The sequence below is a fragment of the Pantoea sp. Cy-640 genome (assembly GCF_011752635.1).
Taxonomy (GTDB): domain Bacteria; phylum Pseudomonadota; class Gammaproteobacteria; order Enterobacterales; family Enterobacteriaceae; genus Pantoea; species Pantoea dispersa.
The window spans coordinates 217476-237054 of the sequence record NZ_VWXB01000001.1 but is presented as its reverse complement, the minus strand read 5'-3'; the positions used below and the strand labels follow the sequence as shown (position 1 = coordinate 237054).

Annotated in this window: 24 protein-coding genes; 11 read left to right on the top strand and 13 right to left on the bottom strand. The window is 58.5% G+C overall.

Annotated elements, in window-relative coordinates:
- Positions 1 to 2: 2 nt before the first annotated feature.
- The 9 genes from flgJ to flgB form a co-directional block, all read right to left on the bottom strand.
- The gene (gene flgJ, locus F3J36_RS01130; RefSeq protein ID WP_166718674.1) at positions 3 to 944 is read right to left on the bottom strand and encodes a flagellar assembly peptidoglycan hydrolase FlgJ; all 942 of its coding nucleotides are present in this window, start codon (positions 942 to 944) and stop codon (positions 3 to 5) included.
- Entirely contained in the window at positions 944 to 1993 is a 1050-nt protein-coding gene (locus F3J36_RS01125; protein ID WP_240656212.1) for a flagellar basal body P-ring protein FlgI, read from the bottom strand. The genes flgJ and F3J36_RS01125 overlap by 1 nt, the downstream gene beginning before the upstream one ends.
- 69 nt (positions 1994 to 2062) lie before the next feature.
- Complete coding sequence (locus F3J36_RS01120) at positions 2063 to 2773, bottom strand: flagellar basal body L-ring protein FlgH (RefSeq protein WP_021506417.1); 711 nt, start codon at positions 2771 to 2773, stop codon at positions 2063 to 2065.
- A 62-nt stretch (positions 2774 to 2835) separates the two neighbouring features.
- Positions 2836 to 3618, bottom strand: coding sequence for a flagellar basal-body rod protein FlgG (gene flgG, locus F3J36_RS01115; RefSeq protein WP_021506418.1), 783 nt, complete (start codon positions 3616 to 3618; stop codon positions 2836 to 2838).
- Positions 3619 to 3635: 17 nt separating this feature from the next.
- Positions 3636 to 4394 carry a flagellar basal body rod protein FlgF gene (locus tag F3J36_RS01110; protein ID WP_058759464.1) on the bottom strand — a complete coding sequence of 253 codons (759 nt, stop codon included), beginning with the start codon at positions 4392 to 4394 and terminating at the stop codon, positions 3636 to 3638.
- 20 nt (positions 4395 to 4414) lie between these two features.
- Positions 4415 to 5617, bottom strand: coding sequence for a flagellar hook protein FlgE (gene flgE / locus F3J36_RS01105; protein ID WP_021506420.1), 1203 nt, complete (start codon positions 5615 to 5617; stop codon positions 4415 to 4417).
- Between the two features lie 25 nt (positions 5618 to 5642).
- Positions 5643 to 6317 (bottom strand): flagellar hook assembly protein FlgD, encoded by a 675-nt coding sequence (gene flgD, locus F3J36_RS01100; protein WP_021506421.1) that lies wholly within the window; start codon positions 6315 to 6317, stop codon positions 5643 to 5645.
- Positions 6318 to 6329: 12 nt separating this feature from the next.
- Entirely contained in the window at positions 6330 to 6734 is a 405-nt protein-coding gene (gene flgC, locus F3J36_RS01095) for a flagellar basal body rod protein FlgC (protein ID WP_021506422.1), read from the bottom strand.
- Positions 6735 to 6736: 2 nt separating this feature from the next.
- The gene (gene flgB, locus F3J36_RS01090; RefSeq protein WP_021506423.1) at positions 6737 to 7150 is read right to left on the bottom strand and encodes a flagellar basal body rod protein FlgB; all 414 of its coding nucleotides are present in this window, start codon (positions 7148 to 7150) and stop codon (positions 6737 to 6739) included.
- Positions 7151 to 7304: 154 nt separating this feature from the next.
- Between flgB and flgA the strand changes: the two genes are divergently transcribed.
- The 3 genes from flgA to flgN all read left to right on the top strand — a co-directional run bounded on the left by flgA (position 7305) and on the right by flgN (position 8810).
- Positions 7305 to 7964, top strand: coding sequence for a flagellar basal body P-ring formation chaperone FlgA (gene flgA / locus F3J36_RS01085; RefSeq protein WP_166718673.1), 660 nt, complete (start codon positions 7305 to 7307; stop codon positions 7962 to 7964).
- Between the two features lie 106 nt (positions 7965 to 8070).
- Positions 8071 to 8373, top strand: coding sequence for a flagellar biosynthesis anti-sigma factor FlgM (gene flgM / locus F3J36_RS01080; protein ID WP_058775421.1), 303 nt, complete (start codon positions 8071 to 8073; stop codon positions 8371 to 8373).
- A 5-nt stretch (positions 8374 to 8378) separates the two neighbouring features.
- Complete coding sequence (gene flgN / locus F3J36_RS01075) at positions 8379 to 8810, top strand: flagellar export chaperone FlgN (protein ID WP_058769621.1); 432 nt, start codon at positions 8379 to 8381, stop codon at positions 8808 to 8810.
- Positions 8811 to 8877: 67 nt separating this feature from the next.
- On the opposite strand, the gene murJ is transcribed toward flgN, so the two are convergent.
- The 4 genes from murJ to rimJ form a co-directional block, all read right to left on the bottom strand.
- Positions 8878 to 10416 carry a murein biosynthesis integral membrane protein MurJ gene (gene murJ / locus F3J36_RS01070; RefSeq protein ID WP_058759461.1) on the bottom strand — a complete coding sequence of 513 codons (1539 nt, stop codon included), beginning with the start codon at positions 10414 to 10416 and terminating at the stop codon, positions 8878 to 8880.
- 121 nt (positions 10417 to 10537) lie between these two features.
- Positions 10538 to 11458, bottom strand: a complete 921-nt coding sequence (locus F3J36_RS01065) for a Gfo/Idh/MocA family protein (RefSeq protein ID WP_088516464.1) — start codon at positions 11456 to 11458, stop codon at positions 10538 to 10540.
- Between the two features lies 1 nt (position 11459).
- Complete coding sequence (locus F3J36_RS01060) at positions 11460 to 12104, bottom strand: DUF480 domain-containing protein (protein WP_010617273.1); 645 nt, start codon at positions 12102 to 12104, stop codon at positions 11460 to 11462.
- Between the two features lie 15 nt (positions 12105 to 12119).
- Complete coding sequence (gene rimJ, locus F3J36_RS01055) at positions 12120 to 12713, bottom strand: ribosomal protein S5-alanine N-acetyltransferase (protein ID WP_021506430.1); 594 nt, start codon at positions 12711 to 12713, stop codon at positions 12120 to 12122.
- Positions 12714 to 12957: 244 nt separating this feature from the next.
- On the opposite strand from rimJ, the gene mdtH reads away from it, so the two are divergent.
- The 8 genes from mdtH to solA all read left to right on the top strand — a co-directional run bounded on the left by mdtH (position 12958) and on the right by solA (position 19333).
- Positions 12958 to 14160, top strand: a complete 1203-nt coding sequence (gene mdtH / locus F3J36_RS01050) for a multidrug efflux MFS transporter MdtH (protein ID WP_021506431.1) — start codon at positions 12958 to 12960, stop codon at positions 14158 to 14160.
- A gap of 89 nt (positions 14161 to 14249) precedes the next feature.
- A complete protein-coding gene (gene grxB / locus F3J36_RS01045) occupies positions 14250 to 14897 on the top strand; it encodes a glutaredoxin 2 (protein ID WP_021506432.1) in 648 nt (215 codons plus the stop codon).
- 115 nt (positions 14898 to 15012) lie between these two features.
- The gene (locus tag F3J36_RS01040; RefSeq protein WP_021506433.1) at positions 15013 to 15576 is read left to right on the top strand and encodes a lipoprotein; all 564 of its coding nucleotides are present in this window, start codon (positions 15013 to 15015) and stop codon (positions 15574 to 15576) included.
- A gap of 218 nt (positions 15577 to 15794) precedes the next feature.
- Complete coding sequence (pyrC, locus tag F3J36_RS01035; RefSeq protein WP_166718672.1) at positions 15795 to 16841, top strand: dihydroorotase; 1047 nt, start codon at positions 15795 to 15797, stop codon at positions 16839 to 16841.
- A gap of 68 nt (positions 16842 to 16909) precedes the next feature.
- On the top strand, positions 16910 to 17155 hold the full coding sequence (dinI, locus tag F3J36_RS01030; RefSeq protein WP_021506435.1) for a DNA damage-inducible protein I: 246 nt from the start codon (positions 16910 to 16912) through the stop codon (positions 17153 to 17155).
- A gap of 144 nt (positions 17156 to 17299) precedes the next feature.
- Positions 17300 to 17569 carry a hypothetical protein gene (locus tag F3J36_RS01025; protein WP_010617279.1) on the top strand — a complete coding sequence of 90 codons (270 nt, stop codon included), beginning with the start codon at positions 17300 to 17302 and terminating at the stop codon, positions 17567 to 17569.
- A gap of 287 nt (positions 17570 to 17856) precedes the next feature.
- The gene (gene bssS, locus F3J36_RS01020; RefSeq protein ID WP_021506436.1) at positions 17857 to 18111 is read left to right on the top strand and encodes a biofilm formation regulator BssS; all 255 of its coding nucleotides are present in this window, start codon (positions 17857 to 17859) and stop codon (positions 18109 to 18111) included.
- A gap of 106 nt (positions 18112 to 18217) precedes the next feature.
- A complete protein-coding gene (gene solA, locus F3J36_RS01015) occupies positions 18218 to 19333 on the top strand; it encodes an N-methyl-L-tryptophan oxidase (protein WP_166718671.1) in 1116 nt (371 codons plus the stop codon).
- Positions 19334 to 19579: the final 246 nt, after the last annotated feature.

The following is a 19579-nucleotide window of genomic DNA, read 5'->3' as shown; positions in this document are numbered from 1 at the left end:
AATCAGAACAGGTCGGTGAAATCCTGGCTGTAAGCCTTAACCACTTTTTCGCCCATGTTTTTGAATTGCTGGATCATTCCTACCAGTTTCTGCGCATATTTCGGGTCAGTCGCGTAACCGGCCGCCTGCAGCGCGCGCGCACCCTGCTCGGCGCTCGGTGCGTTCGCCACCGCCGCATAACGTGGATTACTGGAGATCAACCGCACGTAGTCGCTGAGCGCTTCGAAATAGGAGCCATAAACGCGGAAGGTGGCGCGCACTTTCTTCGCTTCACCGCCCTCGTATTCCGTGGTCATGATGTCGGTGGTTTCGCCCTTCCAGTCGCCGCTGGCTTTGATCCCGAACACGTTGTAGCTCGGCTTGCCGTCGCGCGTCAGGATCTGCCGCTGGCCCCAGCCGGACTCCAGTGCCGCCTGCGCCAGAATCAGATGGTGAGGAATGCCGCTCTGCTGGCTGGCCACTTTCGCCGGCTGCGCCAGCTGGGCGATAAACTCATTGCTGTCACCGGGCAGGCTGGCCGGCGAGACCGGCAGACGCGGCACCGCTTTGCGCACCATCTGCTCCAGCTGCGTGGGCGCCATGCTGCTATAGATGAAGCTGTTATCCAGTTTAATCGGCACGGTACCGGCGCTTTCGTCCGGTGCCTGCGCCGGCTGCATCTGTTTGACAATGGTGTCGGCCAGACCCAGCCCGCGCTTGCCGATTTCCTGCGCAATCTGCTGATCGTACAGCGAGGTGTAAAGCCGCGTCTGATCGTTGCTCAGCATGCCATCCTGCGGCAGCGCTTCACGCATGCTCTTCAGCATCATCTGCACGAACATCCCTTCGACCTGCTTCGCCACCTGCAGCGCTTTGCCTTTCGGGTCCACGGCAGCCTGGCGTTTCAGTTCGTTCAGCGAGCGGCTGTCATACGCCGCGTTCATCAGCGATTGCGTATCGGTCATCAGATAATTTCCAGCTTCGCGCGCAGACAGCCCGCGCTCTCCATCGATTGCAGAATCGACATCAGCTCAATCGGTGTCGCACCCAGCGCATTCAGCGCCCGCACTACGTTGTTCAGGTTGGCACTGGCGTTAACCCGCTGCAGCGCGCCACCGCTCTGGCGCAGATCGATCTGCGTTTGCGTGGTGGCAACCGTCTGACCACCGGCAAACGGCGTATCCGGCTGGCTGACGTTCTGCTGCTGATTAACCGTGACCGACAGGTTGCCCTGCGCCACCGCACAGGTGTTAAGCGTCACTTCGCGATTCATCACCACCGAACCGGTGCGCGAGTTAATGATCACTTTGGCGTCTTCCAGCGGTACCGACACGTCGATGTTCTGGATCTCCGCCAGCAGACGTACCTGCGAGCTGTTATTTGGCGACACGCGGATTTGCACGGTACGGGCGTCCAGCGGCAGCGCTGACCCCACGCCACGGCTGTTGATGGCATCAGCAATGCGCTGCGCCATGGTGAAATCTTCGTTGTTAAGCTGCAGGTTGATGGTGTTCTGGCTGCCGAAGTTGCTCTGCAGCTCACGCTCGACGGTGGCGCCACCGGTAATGCGGCCGCCGTTGAGCTGGTTAACCTGCACACTGCTGCCGCCGGCCGAGGCACCCGCCCCGCCGACCAGAATGTTACCCTGCGCCAGCGCGTAAACCTGGTTATCGACGCCCTTCATTGGCGTCATCAGCAGCGTACCGCCGCGCAAGCTTTTGGCGTTACCCAGTGAGGACACCACCACGTCAACCGTCTGTCCCTGACGGGCAAACGACGGCAGTTTGGCGGTGACCATCACCGCCGCCACGTTTTTCAGCTGCATGTTGGTGCCGGCAGGCACGGTGATGCCCAGCTGCGACAGCATGTTACTCACCGTTTGCGTGGTGAACGGCGTCTGGGTGGTCTGGTCACCGGTGCCGTCAAGGCCAACCACCAGACCGTAACCAATCAGCTGGTTATCGCGTACGCCCTGCACGCTGGTGAGATCGCGGATGCGATCGGCCTGCGCCATCAGGCTGCTGATGCCGAGCAACAGGCCCAGGCCCAAACGCAGCAGTGTAGTGTTTTTCATCATGACCTCTTACATCGGCGAGACGTTCAGGAAGAAGCGCTGGAACCAGCCCATGGTCTGCGCCTCATTGATATAACCGTTACCGACGTACTCAATACGTGCATCGGCGACCTGCGTTGACAACACCGCGTTGCTGGCGCTGATGGTGCGCGGGTTCACTACGCCAGAGAAGCGAATAAATTCGGTGCCCTGGTTGATTTCAATCTGTTTCTCGCCGACCACGCGCAAGTTGCCGTTCGACAGCACCTGGTTAACGGTGACGGTGATGGTGCCGGTAAAGGTGTTGTTGGCGGTCGCGCCACCTTTGCCAGCGAAATCGTTTTTGCCGTTGGCATCGAGCGCGGCTTTTTCGCCGCCGGCGCCCACCAGTCCGGCCAGGCCGGTTGGGATGGCGCTCAGGCCAAAGCTGTTGCTGCCGTCGCGGCTGGCATTGGCTGAAGAGCTTTTGCTGGCGCTGACGTTTTCCTGCAGCGTGATGGTCAGGGTGTCACCAATGTTACGTGGACGACGATCCTCAAACAGCGGCTGATAGCCGTAGTTGAGCGGCGCCACGCCCTGAAAAATGGAACCGTTCACCACCGGCGGTGCGGATGGCGTCGGCTCAGCCGTCGTCGCACCCTGTACCAGTGGCGTGCGCGGCACCAGCGCACAACCGTTAAGGGTCAGTAGCAGCGTGGCTACTAACCAATGCCCAGGCTTGAGAATCACTTGCTTCGCCACGGAGTTCTGACCTTTTTCATGTTCTTAATCGGGCCAGACGCGCTGGCCCAACGATCCCGGCATTACAGCTGGGTTAACTTCTGCAGCATCTGATCGGAGGTGCTGATCGCTTTGCTGTTGATCTCATAAGCGCGCTGCGTCTGGATCATGGTCACCAGCTCTTCCGCCACGTTGACGTTGGAGGTTTCCACGTAACCCTGATACAGCAGACCGGCCCCGTTCTGACCCGGCGTGCTTTCGGTCGGCGCACCGGAGGCCTGGGTTTCCTGATAGAGGTTTTCCCCGACGCTATCCAGTCCGGCATCGTTCATGAAGGTGCTGAGCGTCAGCTGGCCAACCTGCGCCGGCTGCGTCTGCCCCTGCTGTGTCACCGTCACCACGCCGTCACGCGCAATGGTGATGCTGGTGGCGTTCGCCGGAATAGTGATGCCTGGTTGCACCGGGAAACCGGCGTTGGTCACCAGCTGGCCGTTCTGGTCCACCTGGAACGAGCCGTCGCGGGTATACGCAGAGGTGCCGTCCGGCATCTGCACCTGGAAATAGCCCTGACCGTTGATCGCCACATCTTTTGAGTTGCTGGTCTGCGACAGGTTGCCCTGGTTGTGCAGACGTTCGGTGGTCACCGGACGCACACCGGTACCGATCTGCAGGCCCGACGGCAGCGTGGTCTGTTCTGACGACTGCGCACCCGGCTGACGCAGGGTCTGGTACATCAGGTCTTCGAACACCGCGCGTGAACGCTTAAAGCCGTTGGTGCTGACGTTCGCCAGGTTGTTGGCGATGACGTCCATGTTGGTCTGCTGTGCGTCAAGACCGGTTTTCGCGATCCATAAAGAACGAATCATTGTGTTTTCCTTAAGCCTTAGCTGCTCATATTGAGTAGCTGATTAGCCCGCTGTTCGTTTTCATCGACGTTGGAGATCACTTTCATCTGCATCTCAAAACGTCGGGCGTTGGCGATCATGTCGACCATGGTTTCCACGGGCTTCACGTTGCTGCCCTCCAGCACGCCCGGCATCACCTGCACGGTCGCGTCATTCGGCAGCGCCGCGCCGCGCTGTGCCTGAGTGGCGGCGCTGGGACGGAACATGCCGTCATCACCGCGCGTCAGTTCCTGGCCTGTGGCACGTACCAGCTTCAGCCGTCCGAGCTGCACCGTGGCGTTCGGCGCATCACCGGCGTTAAGGGCGGTGATGGAGCCGTCGGCGGCAATGGTCAGTTGCGCGCCCTGCGGCACGGCAATCGGACCGCCATCGCCCATCACGGGATTGCCCTGAATGGTCAGCTGGCCGGTCGGGCTGATCTGCATGTTACCGTTGCGGGTATAAGCTTCGCTGCCGTCAGCGGTACGCACCGCCAGCCAGCCATCCTGCTGCACCGCCACATCGAGCGGACGCTCGGTATAATCGAGCGAGCCCTGCGACATATCGGCACCCGGTGTGGAAGCGGCGACCAGCGTACGTGTTGGCAGCGACCAGCCGTTGACCGGCACCGCGCGCAGCGCATTGAGCTGAGCGCGAAAGCCCGGCGTCGAAGCGTTGGCGAGGTTGCTGGCGGTGACAGACTGTTGCTCCATCGTCTGACTGGCCGCGCCCATCGCGGTATATATTGCGTGATCCATAAAGCAATCCCGTTAGCGTATTAACGAAGGTTGACCAGGGTGTTAAGAATCTGGTCCTGCGTTTTGATGGTCTGGCTGTTGGCCTGATAGTTACGCTGGGCAACGATCATATTCACCAGCTCTTTACTCAGGTCGACGTTGGACGCTTCCAGCGCGCCGGAGGTCAGGTTGCCGTAGGTACCGGTGCCTGCCAGACCGACTGCCGCCTGGCCCGAGGAGTTGGTCGCCGACCAGACGTTATCGCCTTCGGACTTCAGCCCTTCCGGGTTAGAGAAACTCGCCAGCACAATCTGACCCAGCAGCTGGGTTTTCTGGTTGGAGTAAGTCCCGGTGATGGTGCCGTCGTCGTTGATGGTGTAGCTGGTCAGATCGCCCGGTGCATAGCCATCCTGGGTTGGGTTACCGAAGTTGGTTTTGCCGGTGTTCTGCTGCAGGCTGCCGAGCACGCTGAGGCTGACCGCCTGGTTGGCCGCGGCACCGTTGGCACCCTGAATGGTCAGCGCCACGGTGCTGGCCGAGGTCAGGTTACCGCTGGTATCGAATACCATGTTGAAGTTACCGGCAGCCTGACCGGTGGTGGAATCAATCGCGTGCACCGTCCAGTTGTTGTCGGCCGTTTTGACGTAGTACAGATCCAGCGCGTGGTCGTTACCCTGCGAGTCGTACACGGTCACGGTGCTTTTGGCGTTGTAAGTATCCACGTTGGTCGCCGTGAACGCACCGCCGGTTGGCACCGCATCGGTTGAGTTCAGGTTGGATACCATGGTGGCGGTAGTGGTGGCGCGCGCCGACATCTGAGTGGTCGGAATGCTCAGCGCGACCGGGTTGGCACCGGCCTGAATGGTTGGCGGGGTGCCGTTAGCCGGATAGCCGGTTACGGTCAGGCCCTGGGTGTTCACCAGGTTACGGTTTTCGTCCAGCGTGAACTGGCCGTTGCGCGAATAGAACACGCCGCCGCTGGCGTCGGTCAGACGGAAAAAACCGTTGCCGCTCAGCGCCACGTCCAGCCCACGGCTGGTGGAAGTGGTGGTGCCGTCGTTAAAGTTCTGAATCACCGCTGCGACTTTGGTACCCATACCGACGTTCGAACCGGCGAACATATCGGCAAACGCGATGGTGCTGGATTTAAAGCCGGCCGTCGCCGAGTTGGCGATGTTGTTACCAATAACGTCGAGGTTGCTGGAGGCAGCGCCCAGGCCGCTCACCGCTTGTGAAAATGACATGCTATTTCTCCTGCTAAGAGGTTAGTCAGAGAATCTGACGAATTTCATCGAGGGTCGCGGAGCCCATGGTGCCGAGATCCAGTTTTGCGGTGTTATTCACGGTGCTGACGCCGTTGACATAGGCGTAGTTCAGCGGCTGTGCCACCAGTTGGGTGCTGCCATTGCTGGCGGCGAGTGAAACCGTATATTTGCCGTCCGGTGCGGCGCTGCCATCGTCCATCTTGCCGTCCCACGAGAAGGTGTGAACGCCGGCGCTGAGACCGCCGAGATCGATGGAGCGCACTACGCTGCCGTTGCCATCTTTGATGGTGACGCTGGTGGCAGTCGACGCGGTGCCCAGCTCCACGCCAAACGGCGTGCTGGTGCCGCTGCCGACCAGCACCTGGCTGCCCTTCACCATCACGCCATGGCCGATCAGCGTTGAGCTCTGCAGCGACTGGCTGGTGCTGATCTGACCGGAGATCGATCCCAGCGTGGTATTAAGTTTTTCAATGCCGCTCAGGGTGTTGATCTGCGTCAGCTGGGTTGTCAGCTGGCTGTTGTCCATCGGGTTAGTCGGGTCCTGATTTTTTAGCTGCGTCACCAGCATGTTCAGGAACTGGTTTTGCAGATCCTGCGCGCTGTTGCCGCTGCCGGTGCTGCTGCTGGAGCTGAGGACCGTGGGGTCGAGGTTGTCTTTAATCCCTACTGCAAGGCTCATAATGCGTCTCCGTTACTGACCCATGGTGAGGGTTTTCATCATCATTGACTTCACCGTGTTCAGCACTTCGACGTTGGCCTGATAGCTGCGCGACGCGGACATGGTGTTAACGGTTTCGGCGACCACGTCGACGTTAGGCATTTTGACGTAGCCTTTCTGGTCAGCCAGCGGATTACCCGGGTCATACACCAGTTTGGCGGGCGTCGGGTCGTTCACGACACCGGCCACTTTGACGCCGCCGGTGGCCGCGCCCTGAGCGGCATCGGTCTGGAAAATCACCTGCTTCGCCACGTACGGCTGGCCGTCCGGCCCGGTGACGCTGTCGGCGTTGGCCAGGTTACTGGCGCTGACGTTGAGCCGCTGTGACTGTGCGGTCATCGCAGAACCGGCGATATCAAAGATATTCAGCAATGCCATGATTATTGCCCCTGCAGAACGCTCATCATGCCTTTGATCTGGCTACTGATGAGGGTGAGATCGGTTTGGTATTTCAGGCTGTTATCCGCAAACTGCGTACGCTCGCGATCCATATCCACGGTGTTACCATCCGCGGCAGGCTGATCGGGAATGCGGTACAGCAGATCCAGTGCGGGCTGTGAATTGGTCTGCGCCTCAATGTGACGTGATGACGTGACATTGAGCGCCAGGCTGCTGCCTTCGGCACGGCCGTTCTGCATCACCTTGCTCAGCTGGCTGGCAAAGTCGATATCCCGCGCCTGGTAGCCCGGGGTATCGGCGTTGGCAATGTTAGACGCCAGAATCTCCTGGCGCTGCGCCCGCAGGTTTAATGCTTCAGTACCAAATCGCAGCGCGGCATCGAGTTTGTCGAGCATGCTTCCTCCGCGAATGAGAATTTCGAGCTGACAGCTTAATGGGACAAAAGCAAGGGCTATCGTCTGAATAGCAGCAAAAATCGTGGCTATTTTTCACCTTGAATTTTTGGTGCGCGGAGTAGACTCAGTGCCATCTTTTCGACAGGAGGCGTTGATGCGTACAACTTCTTCCCTGCTGGCTCTGCTGTGGCTGGCCTTCGCGACGCCCGGCTATGCCGCCGATCTCAGCGCGCAGCTGACTCAGTTCTTTCAGGCACGCGATCCGCAGCACGCCGCCGGTATGACGGTGGTGGTCCGCACGCCGCAGACGCAGTGGCCCGCCTGCGACACACCGCAGCTGCTGCTGCCGGGTAACAGTCGTCAGTGGGGCAATCTGAGTATTGCCGCCAGCTGCGGCCAGAATCGTCGCTATCTGCAGGTGCAGGTGCAGGTCACCGGCGAGTATCTGGTGGCCAATCGTCAGCTGGCGCGTGGCAGCAACGTCAGCGCCAGTGATTTCCGCCTGGAGAGTGGCCGGCTGGATACGCTGCCGGCACGCGCACTGCTCAGCAGCAGCAATCTGTCGGACGCCATTGCCCTGCGTGACATTGCGCCAGGCCAGCCGGTGACGGCCACCATGCTGCGCCAGCCGTGGCGGGTGAAAGCCGGTCAGAATGTGATGGTGATTGCCAGCGGCAACGGCTTTAATGCCAGCAGTGAAGGTCGTGCGTTAAACAACGCCAGCGCGGCGCAGACGGTGCGCGTGCGCATGAGCAATGGCCAGGTGGTAAGCGGTCGTGTCAGCGAGGATGGGAATATTCTGATATCGCTATAAAGCGTTAAAGAACGCTGTTGTTCTGCCGATAGAGATATCAACAATGATATTACCCTATGCTGACTCAGTTGGCTGATCCCCAACTGACCCTAACAGGAGCCACACCATGAGTATCGACAGAACGCAGCCTTTAAAACCGGTGAGCACTGTACAAACCCGTGACAGCAGCGACAACCAGGCAAAAGTGCGTCAGAACAGCGCACCGGCCGCCAGCACCAGCCAGAATGGTGCAGAAGTGACGCTGAGTCCCGCTCAGGCGCAGCTGATGCAGCCGGGCAGCAAAGATATTAACACAGCGCGCGTAGAGCAGCTGAAGACCGCCATTCGTAATGGTGAACTGAAAATGGATACCGGTAAGATCGCCGATGCGCTGATCGCCGATACCAGGGCGTTTTTAGAGGGTAAATAGTCCCGATGGATAATCTGCTGACCACCTTAGATAAAATGCAGGATGTGCTGAGTTCGCTTAACGTCGTGATGGATGAAGAGCAGCAGCAACTTTCTGCCGGACGGATTAATGGCAACCTGCTGCAGCGCATTACAGAAGATAAAAGCGCGCTGCTGACAACGTTGAATTATCTGGACGAGATGCGCCGCAAAACCGAGCTGTCGCTGGGTACCAAAGCGCCTTATCGTGGTCACAGTGATATCGCACGCCGCTGGCACAGCATTCAGCAACATACCCAGCGTCTGCGCGACGCCAATCAGCACAATGGCATGCTGTTGCAGCATCAGATGACCTTTACCGAACAGGCGCTGTCGGTGCTGAAACCGCATCAGACCCAGTCGTTCTACGGTCCGGACGGTCGTGGTTTAGGCCAGACCACGCTGAGCCGCAAAGGCTAAACGCAGCCGCGCTGCAGGTCCGCTGAATCAGGGTCGCCACACCGGGCGACCCTTTTTTAATGTGCGCTCACACCGCCGTGCGGCGGGCAAAATCGCGCGGGCGGAAGCCCAGTAAACCGAGCATCACGAAGTAAGCGCCGCCGCCAATGGCGCACACCGCCGCCAGCCGCAGTAACCGCCACCACATCTGCCCCTCTTCCCACGCCGGCATCACCTGCAGAATGCCCAGCAGCGCAGCAGCCATCACCGCGACGGCGACCAGCAGACGCAGCAGGAAACCGTGCCAGCCCGGCTGCGGCTGAAAGATTTGCTGTTTGCGCAGTTGCCAGTAGAGCAGCGCCGCATTCAGGCAGGCCGCCAGACCAATCGACAGCGACAGACCGGCGTGCTTCAGCGGGCCGATAAACGCCAGGTTCATCAGCTGGGTCATGATCAAGGTGGCGATAGCAATCTTAACCGGCGTTTTGATGTCCTGACGCGAATAGAAGCCCGGCGCCAGCACTTTCACCACGATTAGCCCCATCAGCCCAACCGAATAGGCAATCAGCGCGCGCTGGGTCATCGCCGCATCAAAAGCGGTAAATTTGCCGTACTGGAACAGCGCCACGGTGAGCGGACCGGAAAGAATGCCCAGCGCAACCGCGCTCGGCAGCGCCAGCAGGAAGCACAGACGCAGGCCCCAGTCCATCAGACGGGAATATTCATCGTGGTTGCCGCTGGCAAAACTCTTCGCCAGCGACGGCAGCAGGATGGTGCCGAGCGCCACGCCCAGCACGCCAGAGGGAAACTCCATCAGACGATCGGCGTAGTACATCCACGACACCGAGCCGGAGACCAGAAACGAGGCGAAAATGGTATTGATGATCAGCGAGATCTGGCTCACCGACACGCCGAGAATCGCCGGGCCCATCTGGCGCATCACCCGCCACACGCCGGCATCGCGCAGGTTGACGCGCGGCAGTACCAGCATGCCAATCTTTTTCAGGTGCGGCAGTTGATAAAACAGCTGCAGCAGCCCGCCCACGACCACTGCCCACGCCAGCGCCATCACCGGCGGATGGAAGTGCGGCGCGGCAAACAGCGCAAAGCCAATCATGCTGATATTCAGCAGCGTGGGCGCGAACGCCGGGACGGAGAAGCGGTTCCAGGTATTAAGAATCGCCCCGGCCAGCGACGCCAGCGAGATCAGCAGAATATAAGGAAAGGTGACGCGCAGCAGCGAACTGGTTAAGGCGAACTTGTCGGCGGTATCGGCAAAACCCGGCGCCGTTACCACGATTACCCAGGGCGCAGCGACCATGCCCAGCACTGTCACCACTGCCAGCACCAACGTCAGCAGGCCTGATACATAGGCAACAAACACCCGCGTGGCGTCTTCGCCCTGCTTGCTTTTATATTCGGCAAGAATTGGCACGAAGGCCTGTGAAAAGGCGCCTTCGGCGAAAATACGGCGCAGCAGATTGGGCAGTTTGAACGCCACAAAAAAGGCATCGGTGGCCATGCCAGCCCCGAAAACGCGCGCCACAATGGCGTCGCGGGCAAAGCCCAGCACGCGGGAAAACAGGGTCATCGAACTGACCGCAGCCAGCGATTTCAGCAAATTCATAATGAGTGGCGCATCCTGAAAAGTGTCGGATAAATGAGCAACTTAGCGCGGACATCCTGCGATGTCCGGCGATAGTCTACTGCTGCGGTGGGAAATGACCAGCATTGAGTGTTACAAGGGATTATTCCTGTACGGCGTCGCGCCACAGTTTTTCCACCAGACGCTGCGCCGCCAGCGCCTGTTCACCGCTGGTTTCAGGCATCGTCTGATTTTCCACGCACTGGATAAAATGGTGTGCCGCACCGCTGAAGCCACGCTGGGTCAGATGACTTTGCCACGCCGGCGGGACATCACTGCGCAGGCCACTAAGCGTCTCTTCACGCCAGTCGCGCATCTCATTAATTTCGATGTAACGCCCGTCGCAGATGGCGCTGACCACTTCACGCTGCGTGCCCGCGCGGCGATGCATACTGGTGGTAATTTGCAGCGATCCGGCCGAGAAATGGTGCTCACCGTAGAGCATTGCGCCGTCATCATGGGTGTCGATATGGCCGAGCTCCAGCCTGAGCTTGCCGCCGGCCAGCCACAGCGCGGTATCGACCACGTGCAGATAATCATCCAGCAGGGTAAAGCGCAGGTCGTGCGGGCCGACGCTGTCTGCCCGGTGTTTCTCAATGCGCAGCGAGGACGCGCCCGGCAGCTGCGCTTTCAGCTGCTGGTAGCGCGGTGCAAAGCGCCGGTTGAAGGCCACCATCAGTTTGCGTTTGCGCTTTTCCGCCAGCGCCACCAGCGTCTCGGCCTGCTGCAGCGTTTCGGCCAGCGGCTTATCGACACAAACATCTTTACCGGCCAGCAGCAGCGCCTGCACTACCTCAAAATGGCTGGCGGTGCTGCTGTGTACAAACACCGCATCGCTGGCCGCCGCCAGCGCATCCAGCTGACTAAAATAAGGAATACGGTAACTGTCGCAGATCGGCTGCGCCCGCGCCTGGCTGGGCGAGAACGCGCCCACCAGCTGCCAGCCGCTGGCCTGTGCCAGCACTGGCAGCCAGGCTTTCTGCGCGATACCGCCAAGCCCCACCACACCAATACGCAGCGTCATTTCACGCCTCCCGCTGCAGCAGTTGCTGCAGCTGAGCATCAAGGCGCGCCACCTGCGCTTCCAGCTGAGCAACGCGCGCGGCCAGATCGTCAGGTTCAGGCGACGCGGTGTGGCTCGCGGGTAGTTCGTCCGCCACCTCGCCGCCAAACAGATGCATATAGCGGCTTTCACGCTTGCCCGGCTCGCGCGCCAGACGCACCACCATGGGGCCGTCGTCGCGCGTCGTCAGCCCCTCCAGCGTGCGTTCCACTTCGGCCATGTCCTGAAACTCATGCAGACGACCACTGCGGGTACGCAGTTCGCCCGGCGTCTGCGCGCCGCGCAGGAACAGCAGCGTCAGCACCGCCACTTCGGCGGCATTCAGCTGCAGATTGCCAAACGCTGAGTTGCAGAAACGCTGTTCATATTTGCTGACGCGCTGACCGAAACCGCTGTTAGCGGTGACCAGATGCTTTTTCACCAGTTCATCAAGCTGAGCCTGCACCTCGCTTTCGCTCAGGTTCATTACCGGCTCACGGTTAGATTTCTGATTACAGGCGGTGACCACGCCATTGAGGGATAACGGATATTGATCCGGCGTGGTGACCTGCTTCTCCAGCAGGCAGCCGATCACGCGCAATGCCTGCGCGGAGAGAGCCATCTTCATTATGTGTTCCTTTTATTATTGTCCGCGACGATCCGGGTTCCATTCGCGCCAGGTAAGCGCCGTCAGCACATGATCCTGCCAGCGGCCATCAATCAGTAAATAGTCTTTGGCGTAGCCCTCTTTTTCAAAGCCGAGGCGCGCCAGCAAATCACCGCTGCGCTGATTGTGCGGCATATAGTTGGCCATGATGCGATGAATGCGCTGCTGGCGTTGCATGTAGCGAATCGCCGCCTGCAGCGCCTCAAACATCATGCCCTGCCCCTGCCACTTCTCTCCCAGCGAGTAGCCGAGATAGCAGGCATGAAACGATCCGCGCAGCACATTACTGAAGTTGGCGACGCCGCGCACTTCATGCTCTTCCGGGTCCATCAGCACAAAATAGAACGCGGAGCCCTGTTTATGCATGTCGGCAATTAAACCCAGGCGCGCCTGCCAGCCAGAGGGATAACAGTGGCTCTCATCGCGCACCGGTTCCCAGGGTTTAAGAAAGGCGCGGTTTTCGGCGTAGTAATCCGCCAGACGCCAGGCATCGCGTTCATGTACTAAACGCACCACCAGACGATCGGTGGTAAGCCGCACGCGCGGGCCAGCAGAGCGATAGCCAAACATCATGACTCCTGAAATCCATAACGAAAGAAAGATGTACGCCAGCGGCGTTACTTCTCACTATAACCGTCACCCCGGCTGCGGTAAAACCCCGCGCATCGCTCACGGCAATTGATTCCGATTAAGGATTAATTTCTCTTCAGGCTGGATAAAAAAATATCATCCTGAAAACGCTATTTTTCCCGCCGGAGCAGGCAGAAAATAGACCAACTGGTCACTTTTCCTTCTCACTTGCTCAGGATTCAGCATGTCACGGGTTGCGCGGGCACGACGCCTTGGAAAAACGTTTCTGTTAGTCGATAACATGCTGGTGGTAATGGGATTCTTTGTGGTGTTTCCCCTGATCTCCATTCACTTTGTGGAACAGCTTGGCTGGGCCGCGCTGCTGGTGGGCATTGCGCTCGGCCTGCGTCAGCTGGTGCAGCAGGGGCTTGGCATCTTCGGTGGGGCCATTGCAGACCGTTTTGGCGCACGGCCGCTGATCGTCACCGGCATGCTGATGCGTGCCGCCGGTTTCGCCTGTATGGCGCTGGCGCATCAGCCGTGGCTGCTGTGGCTGGCCTGTCTGCTGTCCGGACTGGGCGGCACGCTGTTCGATCCGCCACGCAGCGCGCTGGTGGTGAAACTGGTGCGGGCACGCGAGCGCGGACGCTTCTTTTCGCTGCTGATGATGCAGGACAGCGCCGGCGCGGTGCTAGGCGCGCTGATTGGCAGCTGGCTACTGGCGTGGGATTTCCGTCTGGTGTGCTGGGTCGGTGCGGCGGTGTTTGTCGTCGCCGCCATCTTTAACGCCGTGTGGCTGCCAGCATGGCGCATCTCTACGGAGCGTATCGCCATGCGCGAGGGAATGCAGCGCGTATGGCGCGACCGCCGTTTCCGCCTGTATGTCTTTACCCTGACCGGCTATTACATTCTCGCCGTGCAGGTGATGCTGATGCTGCCGGTCATGGTCAATCAGGTGGCGGGCGCACCGGCGGCGGTGAAGTGGATGTACGCGATTGAAGCGCTGCTGTCACTCAGCCTGCTCTATCCGCTGGCGCGCTGGAGTGAAAAGCGCTTCCGCCTGGAAACACGCCTGATGGCCGGACTGTTTCTGATGACCTTCAGCCTGCTGCCGGTTGGCATGACCGATTCGCTGCCGTCGCTGTTTTTGCTGATCGCCGTTTTTTATCTCGGATCGATCATCGCTGAACCGGCGCGTGAAACCCTGAGTGCCTCCCTGGCCAGCGCCCGGGCACGCGGCAGCTACATGGGGTTCAGCCGGCTCGGCCTGGCGATTGGCGGGCTGATTGGCTACTCCGGTGGCGGCTGGATGTTCGATATGGGCCAGCAGCTGGCCCTGCCGGAGCTGCCGTGGATGCTGCTCAGCACCGTCGGTATCATCACGCTGCTGGCGCTGTGGTGGCAGTTCCAGCCGCGCCAGGTGGCACCGGCGATCTTCAGCAGCTAGTTTGCCGGTTCAGGCGTTCTCTTCCATACTTCCCGCACGTCCGGAAAAAGGGTGACCTCCGTCACCCTGAGAATCACAGGAGAAACGGGATGAAACTTTACATCTACGATCACTGCCCTTTCTGCGTCAAAGCACGCATGATATTTGGCCTGAAAAACCTGCCGGTTGAGCTGATTGTGATGCTCAATGATGATGAAGCTACGCCGAAAAAGCTGATTGGCCAGAAAATGGCGCCGATTCTGCAAAAAGCCGATGGCAGTGCGATGCCAGAGAGCATGGATATTGTGCGCTTTGTCGATAATCAGGATCGCCAGCCGCTGCTGACCGGCAAGCAAAATCCCGCCATCGCCGACTGGCTGCGACGGGTCAATGGCTACATCAACAAGCTGCTGCTGCCGCGCATCGCCGAGGCCGCCTTTGCTGAATTTGCCACCCCCGAAGCACGTGATTACTTCCGCGAAAAGAAACAGGCCAGCCTCGGTGACTTTGCCGAACTGCGTAAGCATGCCCCGGGTTTCATCAAAAATATCAGCGATGATCTGCGCCAGCTGGATAAATTGATCGTCAAACCCAATGCGGTGAACGGCGAGTTGTCTGAGGATGACATTCATCTGTTTCCGCTGCTGCGCTCGCTGACGCTGGTTTCCGGTATCGAATGGCCGAGCCGTGTCGCCGACTACCGCGATAATATGGCGAAACAGACGCAGGTGAATCTGCTGTCGTCGATTGCGGCCTGATGGCGCTGTGATGAGAAGCGCGCGGCTGCGTTTCTCATCTCTCTCCTGGTGACACCTGGCCCTGAATCAGGCAGGCTTAAGGCTGTTTGGCCGTATCAACCAGGAAGAAGAAATGATGAAGAAGGCGTTTCCCGGGCTGTTTGCCCTGTTTTTTGCCGTGCTGCTCAGCGGCTGTAACCAATTGACGCAATACACCATCAGCGAGCAGGAAGTGAATCAGGCGCTGCAAAAGCGCAACAACTACGAGAAAGACATCGGCGTGTCCGGGCTGGTGAATGCCCATATTGTACTGACCGACCTGAGCAGCCAGATTGGCCGTGAAGAACCCGGCAAAGTGACGCTGTCTGGTAAAGCCAACATCAACGTCAGCTCGCTGTTTGGTCCGCAGCAGGCCGAAATGCAGCTGAAGATGAAAGCGCAACCGGTGTATAACGCGCAGCAGGGCGCCATCTATCTGCAGGACCTCGAAATCGTCGACGCGCAGGTGCAACCTGAGAAGATGGCGTCGATCATGAAAACCCTTACGCCGTATCTGAACGAATCCCTCAAGCGCTATTTCAATGAAAAACCCGCCTACGTGCTAAGCGCCGACCGCAGCAAAGGCGAGGCGCTGGCGAAGAAACTGGCTAAAGGGCTGGAAGTGAAGCCTGGCCAGCTGGTGATTCCGTTTACCGATTAACGTTGCAAGCGGCCGTTCTCAGTGGCGGCCATGCATAGCGTGGCAGGATGCCGGCATTATTCTGCCCGCGCCTGCCACGCTGCTACGCAATTTTCCGCGCCTGCGGTTATTTCTCTCCCGCACTGCAAAATCCCGTGCAAACGGTTGCCCGCCCCCTTATGATTAGTCCCCGGCCTAAACGAGCCATTTCGTTTTCACCTCAGCCGGAGCCTTTTTGAATGACAGCCCAACCCCAGCAAATCACGATTCGCCGCCCTGACGACTGGCACATCCACCTGCGCGATGGCGCGATGCTCAATGCAGTGCTGCCCTATACCAGCGCGGTGAATGGTCGTGCGATTGTCATGCCAAATCTGGTTCCGCCGGTCACCAGCGTTGCGGCTGCCGAAGCGTATCGCGCACGCATCATGGCGGCGCTGCCTGCTGAGCATCACTTCACGCCGCTGATGACCTGTTACCTCACCGATTCGCTTGATGCGGACGAAATCGAACGCGGCTTCCGCAGCGGGATTTTTACAGCGGCTAAACTCTATCCGGCACACGCCACCACCAACTCCAGCCATGGCGTCACCAACATTGCCTCCATTGCCAGCGTGCTGGAGCGCATGCAGGAAATCGGTATGCCGATGCTGGTGCACGGCGAAGTCACCGATGCGCACATTGATATCTTTGATCGTGAAGCGCGTTTCATCGAAACCGTGCTGCAGCCGCTGCGCCAGCAGTTCCCGGGTCTGAAAGTGGTGATGGAACACATCACCACGAAGGAAGCTGCAGAGTATGTGGCCGCCGGTAACGAACTGCTTGGCGCGACCATTACGCCACAGCATCTGATGTTCAACCGCAACCACATGCTGGTGGGCGGCGTGCGCCCGCATCTCTACTGTCTGCCCATTCTGAAGCGCAACATTCATCAGGAAGCGCTGCGTAACCTGGTGGCAAGCGGCAACCGGCGTGTCTTTCTGGGCACCGACACGGCACCGCACCTGCGCCACCTGAAAGAAGCCAGCTGCGGCTGTGCCGGTGTATTTAATGCGCCGACGTCGCTGCCCGCTTATCTGACCGTGTTTGAAGAGCTTGGCGCACTGGAGCATTTTGAAGCCTTCTGCTCTGAGAACGGCCCCAGTTTCTACGGCCTGCCGCTCAACGACGGTACCCTGACGCTGGTGCGTGAGCCGTGGACGGTGCAGGAGAGCATCACGGTCGCTGACGATACGCTGGTTCCGTTCCTCGCCGGTGAAACCCTTAACTGGCGCATCAAAGAATAATCATCTGCCGCTTGCCTTCGGGTATTTTATACTGTACAAATAACCAGTACATTATCCCGGAGGCGTTTATGCGTGTTGAAATTACCGTAGCAAAGACTCAGCCCCTTCCCGCCGGTGCACTGGATGCACTGAGCGCTGAACTCACTCGCCGTATCTCCCGCGATTTTCCCGACGACAATCATCACGTCAAAGTGCGCTATGCCGGTGGTAACCAGCTCAGCGTGTTTGGCGGCTGTAAAGAATCACGCGACCGCATCAGCGATATTTTGCAGGAAACCTGGGAAAGCGCTGACGACTGGTTTATTACCGATTAACCGCCACTGTGCCGTTTTTGCCGGGCCCGCCGCCCGGCTTTTTTGTTTTTATTTCCCGCTCGCCAGAAAAACCCGCGCCAGCTAGACTCTGATTAAACGATGTCCTATTCTTGCCTCGTCGTGCTTACAGGAGGTGTGTTGCACATGACTACTGAAAAACCAGAAGAGGCGATGACGTTTGGGGAATTACTGGCCTTCATTGCTGAACAGCAACGCCGTTTGACCGTGCTGGAAAATGCCTTTGCTACGCTGACCTTCTGTCTGGACGATCGCGCCAGTCAGCTGCTGGCTCACAATCTGACGCTCGAAGCGCAAAACCAGAATCATGACGCTCAGTTACAGCAGCATTTTGCCCGGCTGGCGGACGAGATCCATCGACGCAAAGGGCAGTTGCCTGCCGAGTCGCAGGGATAATTTCAGATTTTTACCCTGGCGTTCAGCCCGTTAAAGTTTTAATGCTGAGATGCCGATAATCGGTATGACGACACGTTGCGCTGCGACAATAAATACCCAGCTGCGTAAGGCGTTTATTTATTCGTTGAAAACCGGCTTTTGGCTGCTTTTATTTTGCTGTGTTTTTAACCAACACACTTTTTAACTACTGTACTGTTAATTCCATGTTATAATTATCTCGCTAGTGCAAGATACAGACGCATTGAACCTCGAAAGCACTTCGTTTAACGAGTAATAAGGAGGTTATAATGGACAGAAGTAAAGACGTCATCCAGACCCATCCGCTGGTGGGATGGGATATCAGCACCGTTGACAGCTATGACGCCATGATGATCCGCCTGCACTCGCTATCATCGCAGGACCAGAAAGAAGAAGAAGCTGACGTGGGCCCAACATACTGGCTGACAACTGACGTAGCCAGACAGTTTATCTCTATCCTCGAAGCTGGCATTGCAAAGATCGAGTCCACTGAGCAATACCTACGCGATAATCGCAAGCATTAATCATCACCATCGCGTGAAAAGGCACCCTACAGGGTGCCTTTTTCATGGGCGCGCTCTTTTGATATGCTATTGAAAAAAATCGCCGTTTTGCAGGAGTGATGTCGTCATGGTTTATGATCTGATTGTGGTGGGAAGTGGTTCCGTCGGAGCTGCCGCGGGTTTCTATGCGACCCAGGCGGGCCTGTCGGTGCTGATGATCGACAGCGCGCACCCGCCCCACAGCCAGGGGACGCATCACGGCGAAACCCGTCTGATTCGTCACGCTTACGGCGAAGGTGAACGCTACGTACCGCTGGTGCTGCGCGCCCAGACGCTGTGGGACGAGCTGGAGCGCCAGAGCGGCGAACGCATTATGCACCGCAGTGGCATTCTTAATCTGGCGCCAGCCAGCTCGGATTTCATTCACAACGTGATCGACAGCGCTAAACGCTGGCAGTTAGCGGTGCAGGTGTTACAGGCCGATGAGGTGCGTAAACGCTGGCCGCAGCTTAGCGTACCGGACGGCTACGTAGGCGTATTTGAACCCAACTCTGGCTTCCTGAAATGCGAACAGGCGGTGCGCAGCTGGGTACAGCTGGCGGAACAGGCCGGCTGCGCGCAGCTGTTTAACTGCCCGGTCAGCGCGATTGGCCGCGAGGGCGATCTGCAGCAGGTCACCACCAGCGATGGCGTATTCCGCGCGCGCAAGCTGCTGATCAGCGCCGGCACCTGGGTCAGTCAGCTGGTGGACAATCTGCCCGTTACGCCGGTGCGCAAGGTGTTTGCCTGGTATCAGGCCGATGGGCGCTACAGCGAAAATAACCAGTTCCCCGGCTTTACGGTAGAGATGCCGGATGGCAGCCATTTCTATGGCTTCCCGGCAGACAATAATGCCCTGAAAGTGGGACGCCACGATGGCGGTCAGCCGATGCAGACGCCAGCGGACCGCAAACCGTTCGGCAGCATCGCCGCTGACGGTAACGAAGCCTTTAGCTTCCTGCGCCAGTTTCTGCCAGGCGTAGGCGTGTGCCTGCATGGTGAAGCCTGCAGCTATGACAACACGCCGGATGAAGATTTTATTATCGATACCCTGCCCGGCGAGCCTGACCGACTGATCATCACCGGCCTGAGCGGCCACGGGTTTAAATTCGCCAGTGTGCTGGGTGAACTGGCCAGCGAATTTGCGCAGAATAAACCGTTCTCCTTTGACCTCACGCCCTTCTCACTTTCGCGTTTTTCCTGATCGTGTTGCTGCCGGTGCGGATCGCACTGGCAGTTATTGACCTTTCCTGACACAGATTTACTTTCCGCCCGCGTTTATGGCGCATTTGGTGTAGCAATAGCCATTGCCGCCAGGGCTAAAACTGCTATTTGCTTATCTATTCAGAATTATTGAATTACACCACCCGCCTTTCGCCATATATATCGAACCCGTAAATTCAAAGTTATAGAAAAGTAAGGACGATTGATTTTCTATTTCAGGTTGTAG

Excerpts from the sequence above, each read along its gene's own strand:
- flgJ (WP_166718674.1), bottom strand. The coding sequence starts at position 944 with ATGACCGATACGCAATCGCTGATGAACGCGGCGTATGACAGCCGCTCG.
- F3J36_RS01125 (WP_240656212.1), bottom strand. The coding sequence starts at position 1,993 with ATGGCGCAGGCCGATCGCATCCGCGATCTCACCAGCGTGCAGGGCGTA.
- flgG (WP_021506418.1), bottom strand. The coding sequence starts at position 3,618 with ATGATTCGTTCTTTATGGATCGCGAAAACCGGTCTTGACGCACAGCAG.
- F3J36_RS01110 (WP_058759464.1), bottom strand. The coding sequence starts at position 4,394 with ATGGATCACGCAATATATACCGCGATGGGCGCGGCCAGTCAGACGATG.
- flgE (WP_021506420.1), bottom strand. The coding sequence starts at position 5,617 with ATGTCATTTTCACAAGCGGTGAGCGGCCTGGGCGCTGCCTCCAGCAAC.
- flgD (WP_021506421.1), bottom strand. The coding sequence starts at position 6,317 with ATGAGCCTTGCAGTAGGGATTAAAGACAACCTCGACCCCACGGTCCTC.
- flgC (WP_021506422.1), bottom strand. The coding sequence starts at position 6,734 with ATGGCATTGCTGAATATCTTTGATATCGCCGGTTCTGCGATGACCGCA.
- flgB (WP_021506423.1), bottom strand. The coding sequence starts at position 7,150 with ATGCTCGACAAACTCGATGCCGCGCTGCGATTTGGTACTGAAGCATTA.
- flgA (WP_166718673.1), top strand. The coding sequence starts at position 7,305 with ATGCGTACAACTTCTTCCCTGCTGGCTCTGCTGTGGCTGGCCTTCGCG.
- flgM (WP_058775421.1), top strand. The coding sequence starts at position 8,071 with ATGAGTATCGACAGAACGCAGCCTTTAAAACCGGTGAGCACTGTACAA.
- flgN (WP_058769621.1), top strand. The coding sequence starts at position 8,379 with ATGGATAATCTGCTGACCACCTTAGATAAAATGCAGGATGTGCTGAGT.
- murJ (WP_058759461.1), bottom strand. The coding sequence starts at position 10,416 with ATGAATTTGCTGAAATCGCTGGCTGCGGTCAGTTCGATGACCCTGTTT.
- F3J36_RS01065 (WP_088516464.1), bottom strand. The coding sequence starts at position 11,458 with ATGACGCTGCGTATTGGTGTGGTGGGGCTTGGCGGTATCGCGCAGAAA.
- F3J36_RS01060 (WP_010617273.1), bottom strand. The coding sequence starts at position 12,104 with ATGAAGATGGCTCTCTCCGCGCAGGCATTGCGCGTGATCGGCTGCCTG.
- rimJ (WP_021506430.1), bottom strand. The coding sequence starts at position 12,713 with ATGTTTGGCTATCGCTCTGCTGGCCCGCGCGTGCGGCTTACCACCGAT.
- mdtH (WP_021506431.1), top strand. The coding sequence starts at position 12,958 with ATGTCACGGGTTGCGCGGGCACGACGCCTTGGAAAAACGTTTCTGTTA.
- grxB (WP_021506432.1), top strand. The coding sequence starts at position 14,250 with ATGAAACTTTACATCTACGATCACTGCCCTTTCTGCGTCAAAGCACGC.
- F3J36_RS01040 (WP_021506433.1), top strand. The coding sequence starts at position 15,013 with ATGAAGAAGGCGTTTCCCGGGCTGTTTGCCCTGTTTTTTGCCGTGCTG.
- pyrC (WP_166718672.1), top strand. The coding sequence starts at position 15,795 with ATGACAGCCCAACCCCAGCAAATCACGATTCGCCGCCCTGACGACTGG.
- dinI (WP_021506435.1), top strand. The coding sequence starts at position 16,910 with ATGCGTGTTGAAATTACCGTAGCAAAGACTCAGCCCCTTCCCGCCGGT.
- F3J36_RS01025 (WP_010617279.1), top strand. The coding sequence starts at position 17,300 with ATGACTACTGAAAAACCAGAAGAGGCGATGACGTTTGGGGAATTACTG.
- bssS (WP_021506436.1), top strand. The coding sequence starts at position 17,857 with ATGGACAGAAGTAAAGACGTCATCCAGACCCATCCGCTGGTGGGATGG.
- solA (WP_166718671.1), top strand. The coding sequence starts at position 18,218 with ATGGTTTATGATCTGATTGTGGTGGGAAGTGGTTCCGTCGGAGCTGCC.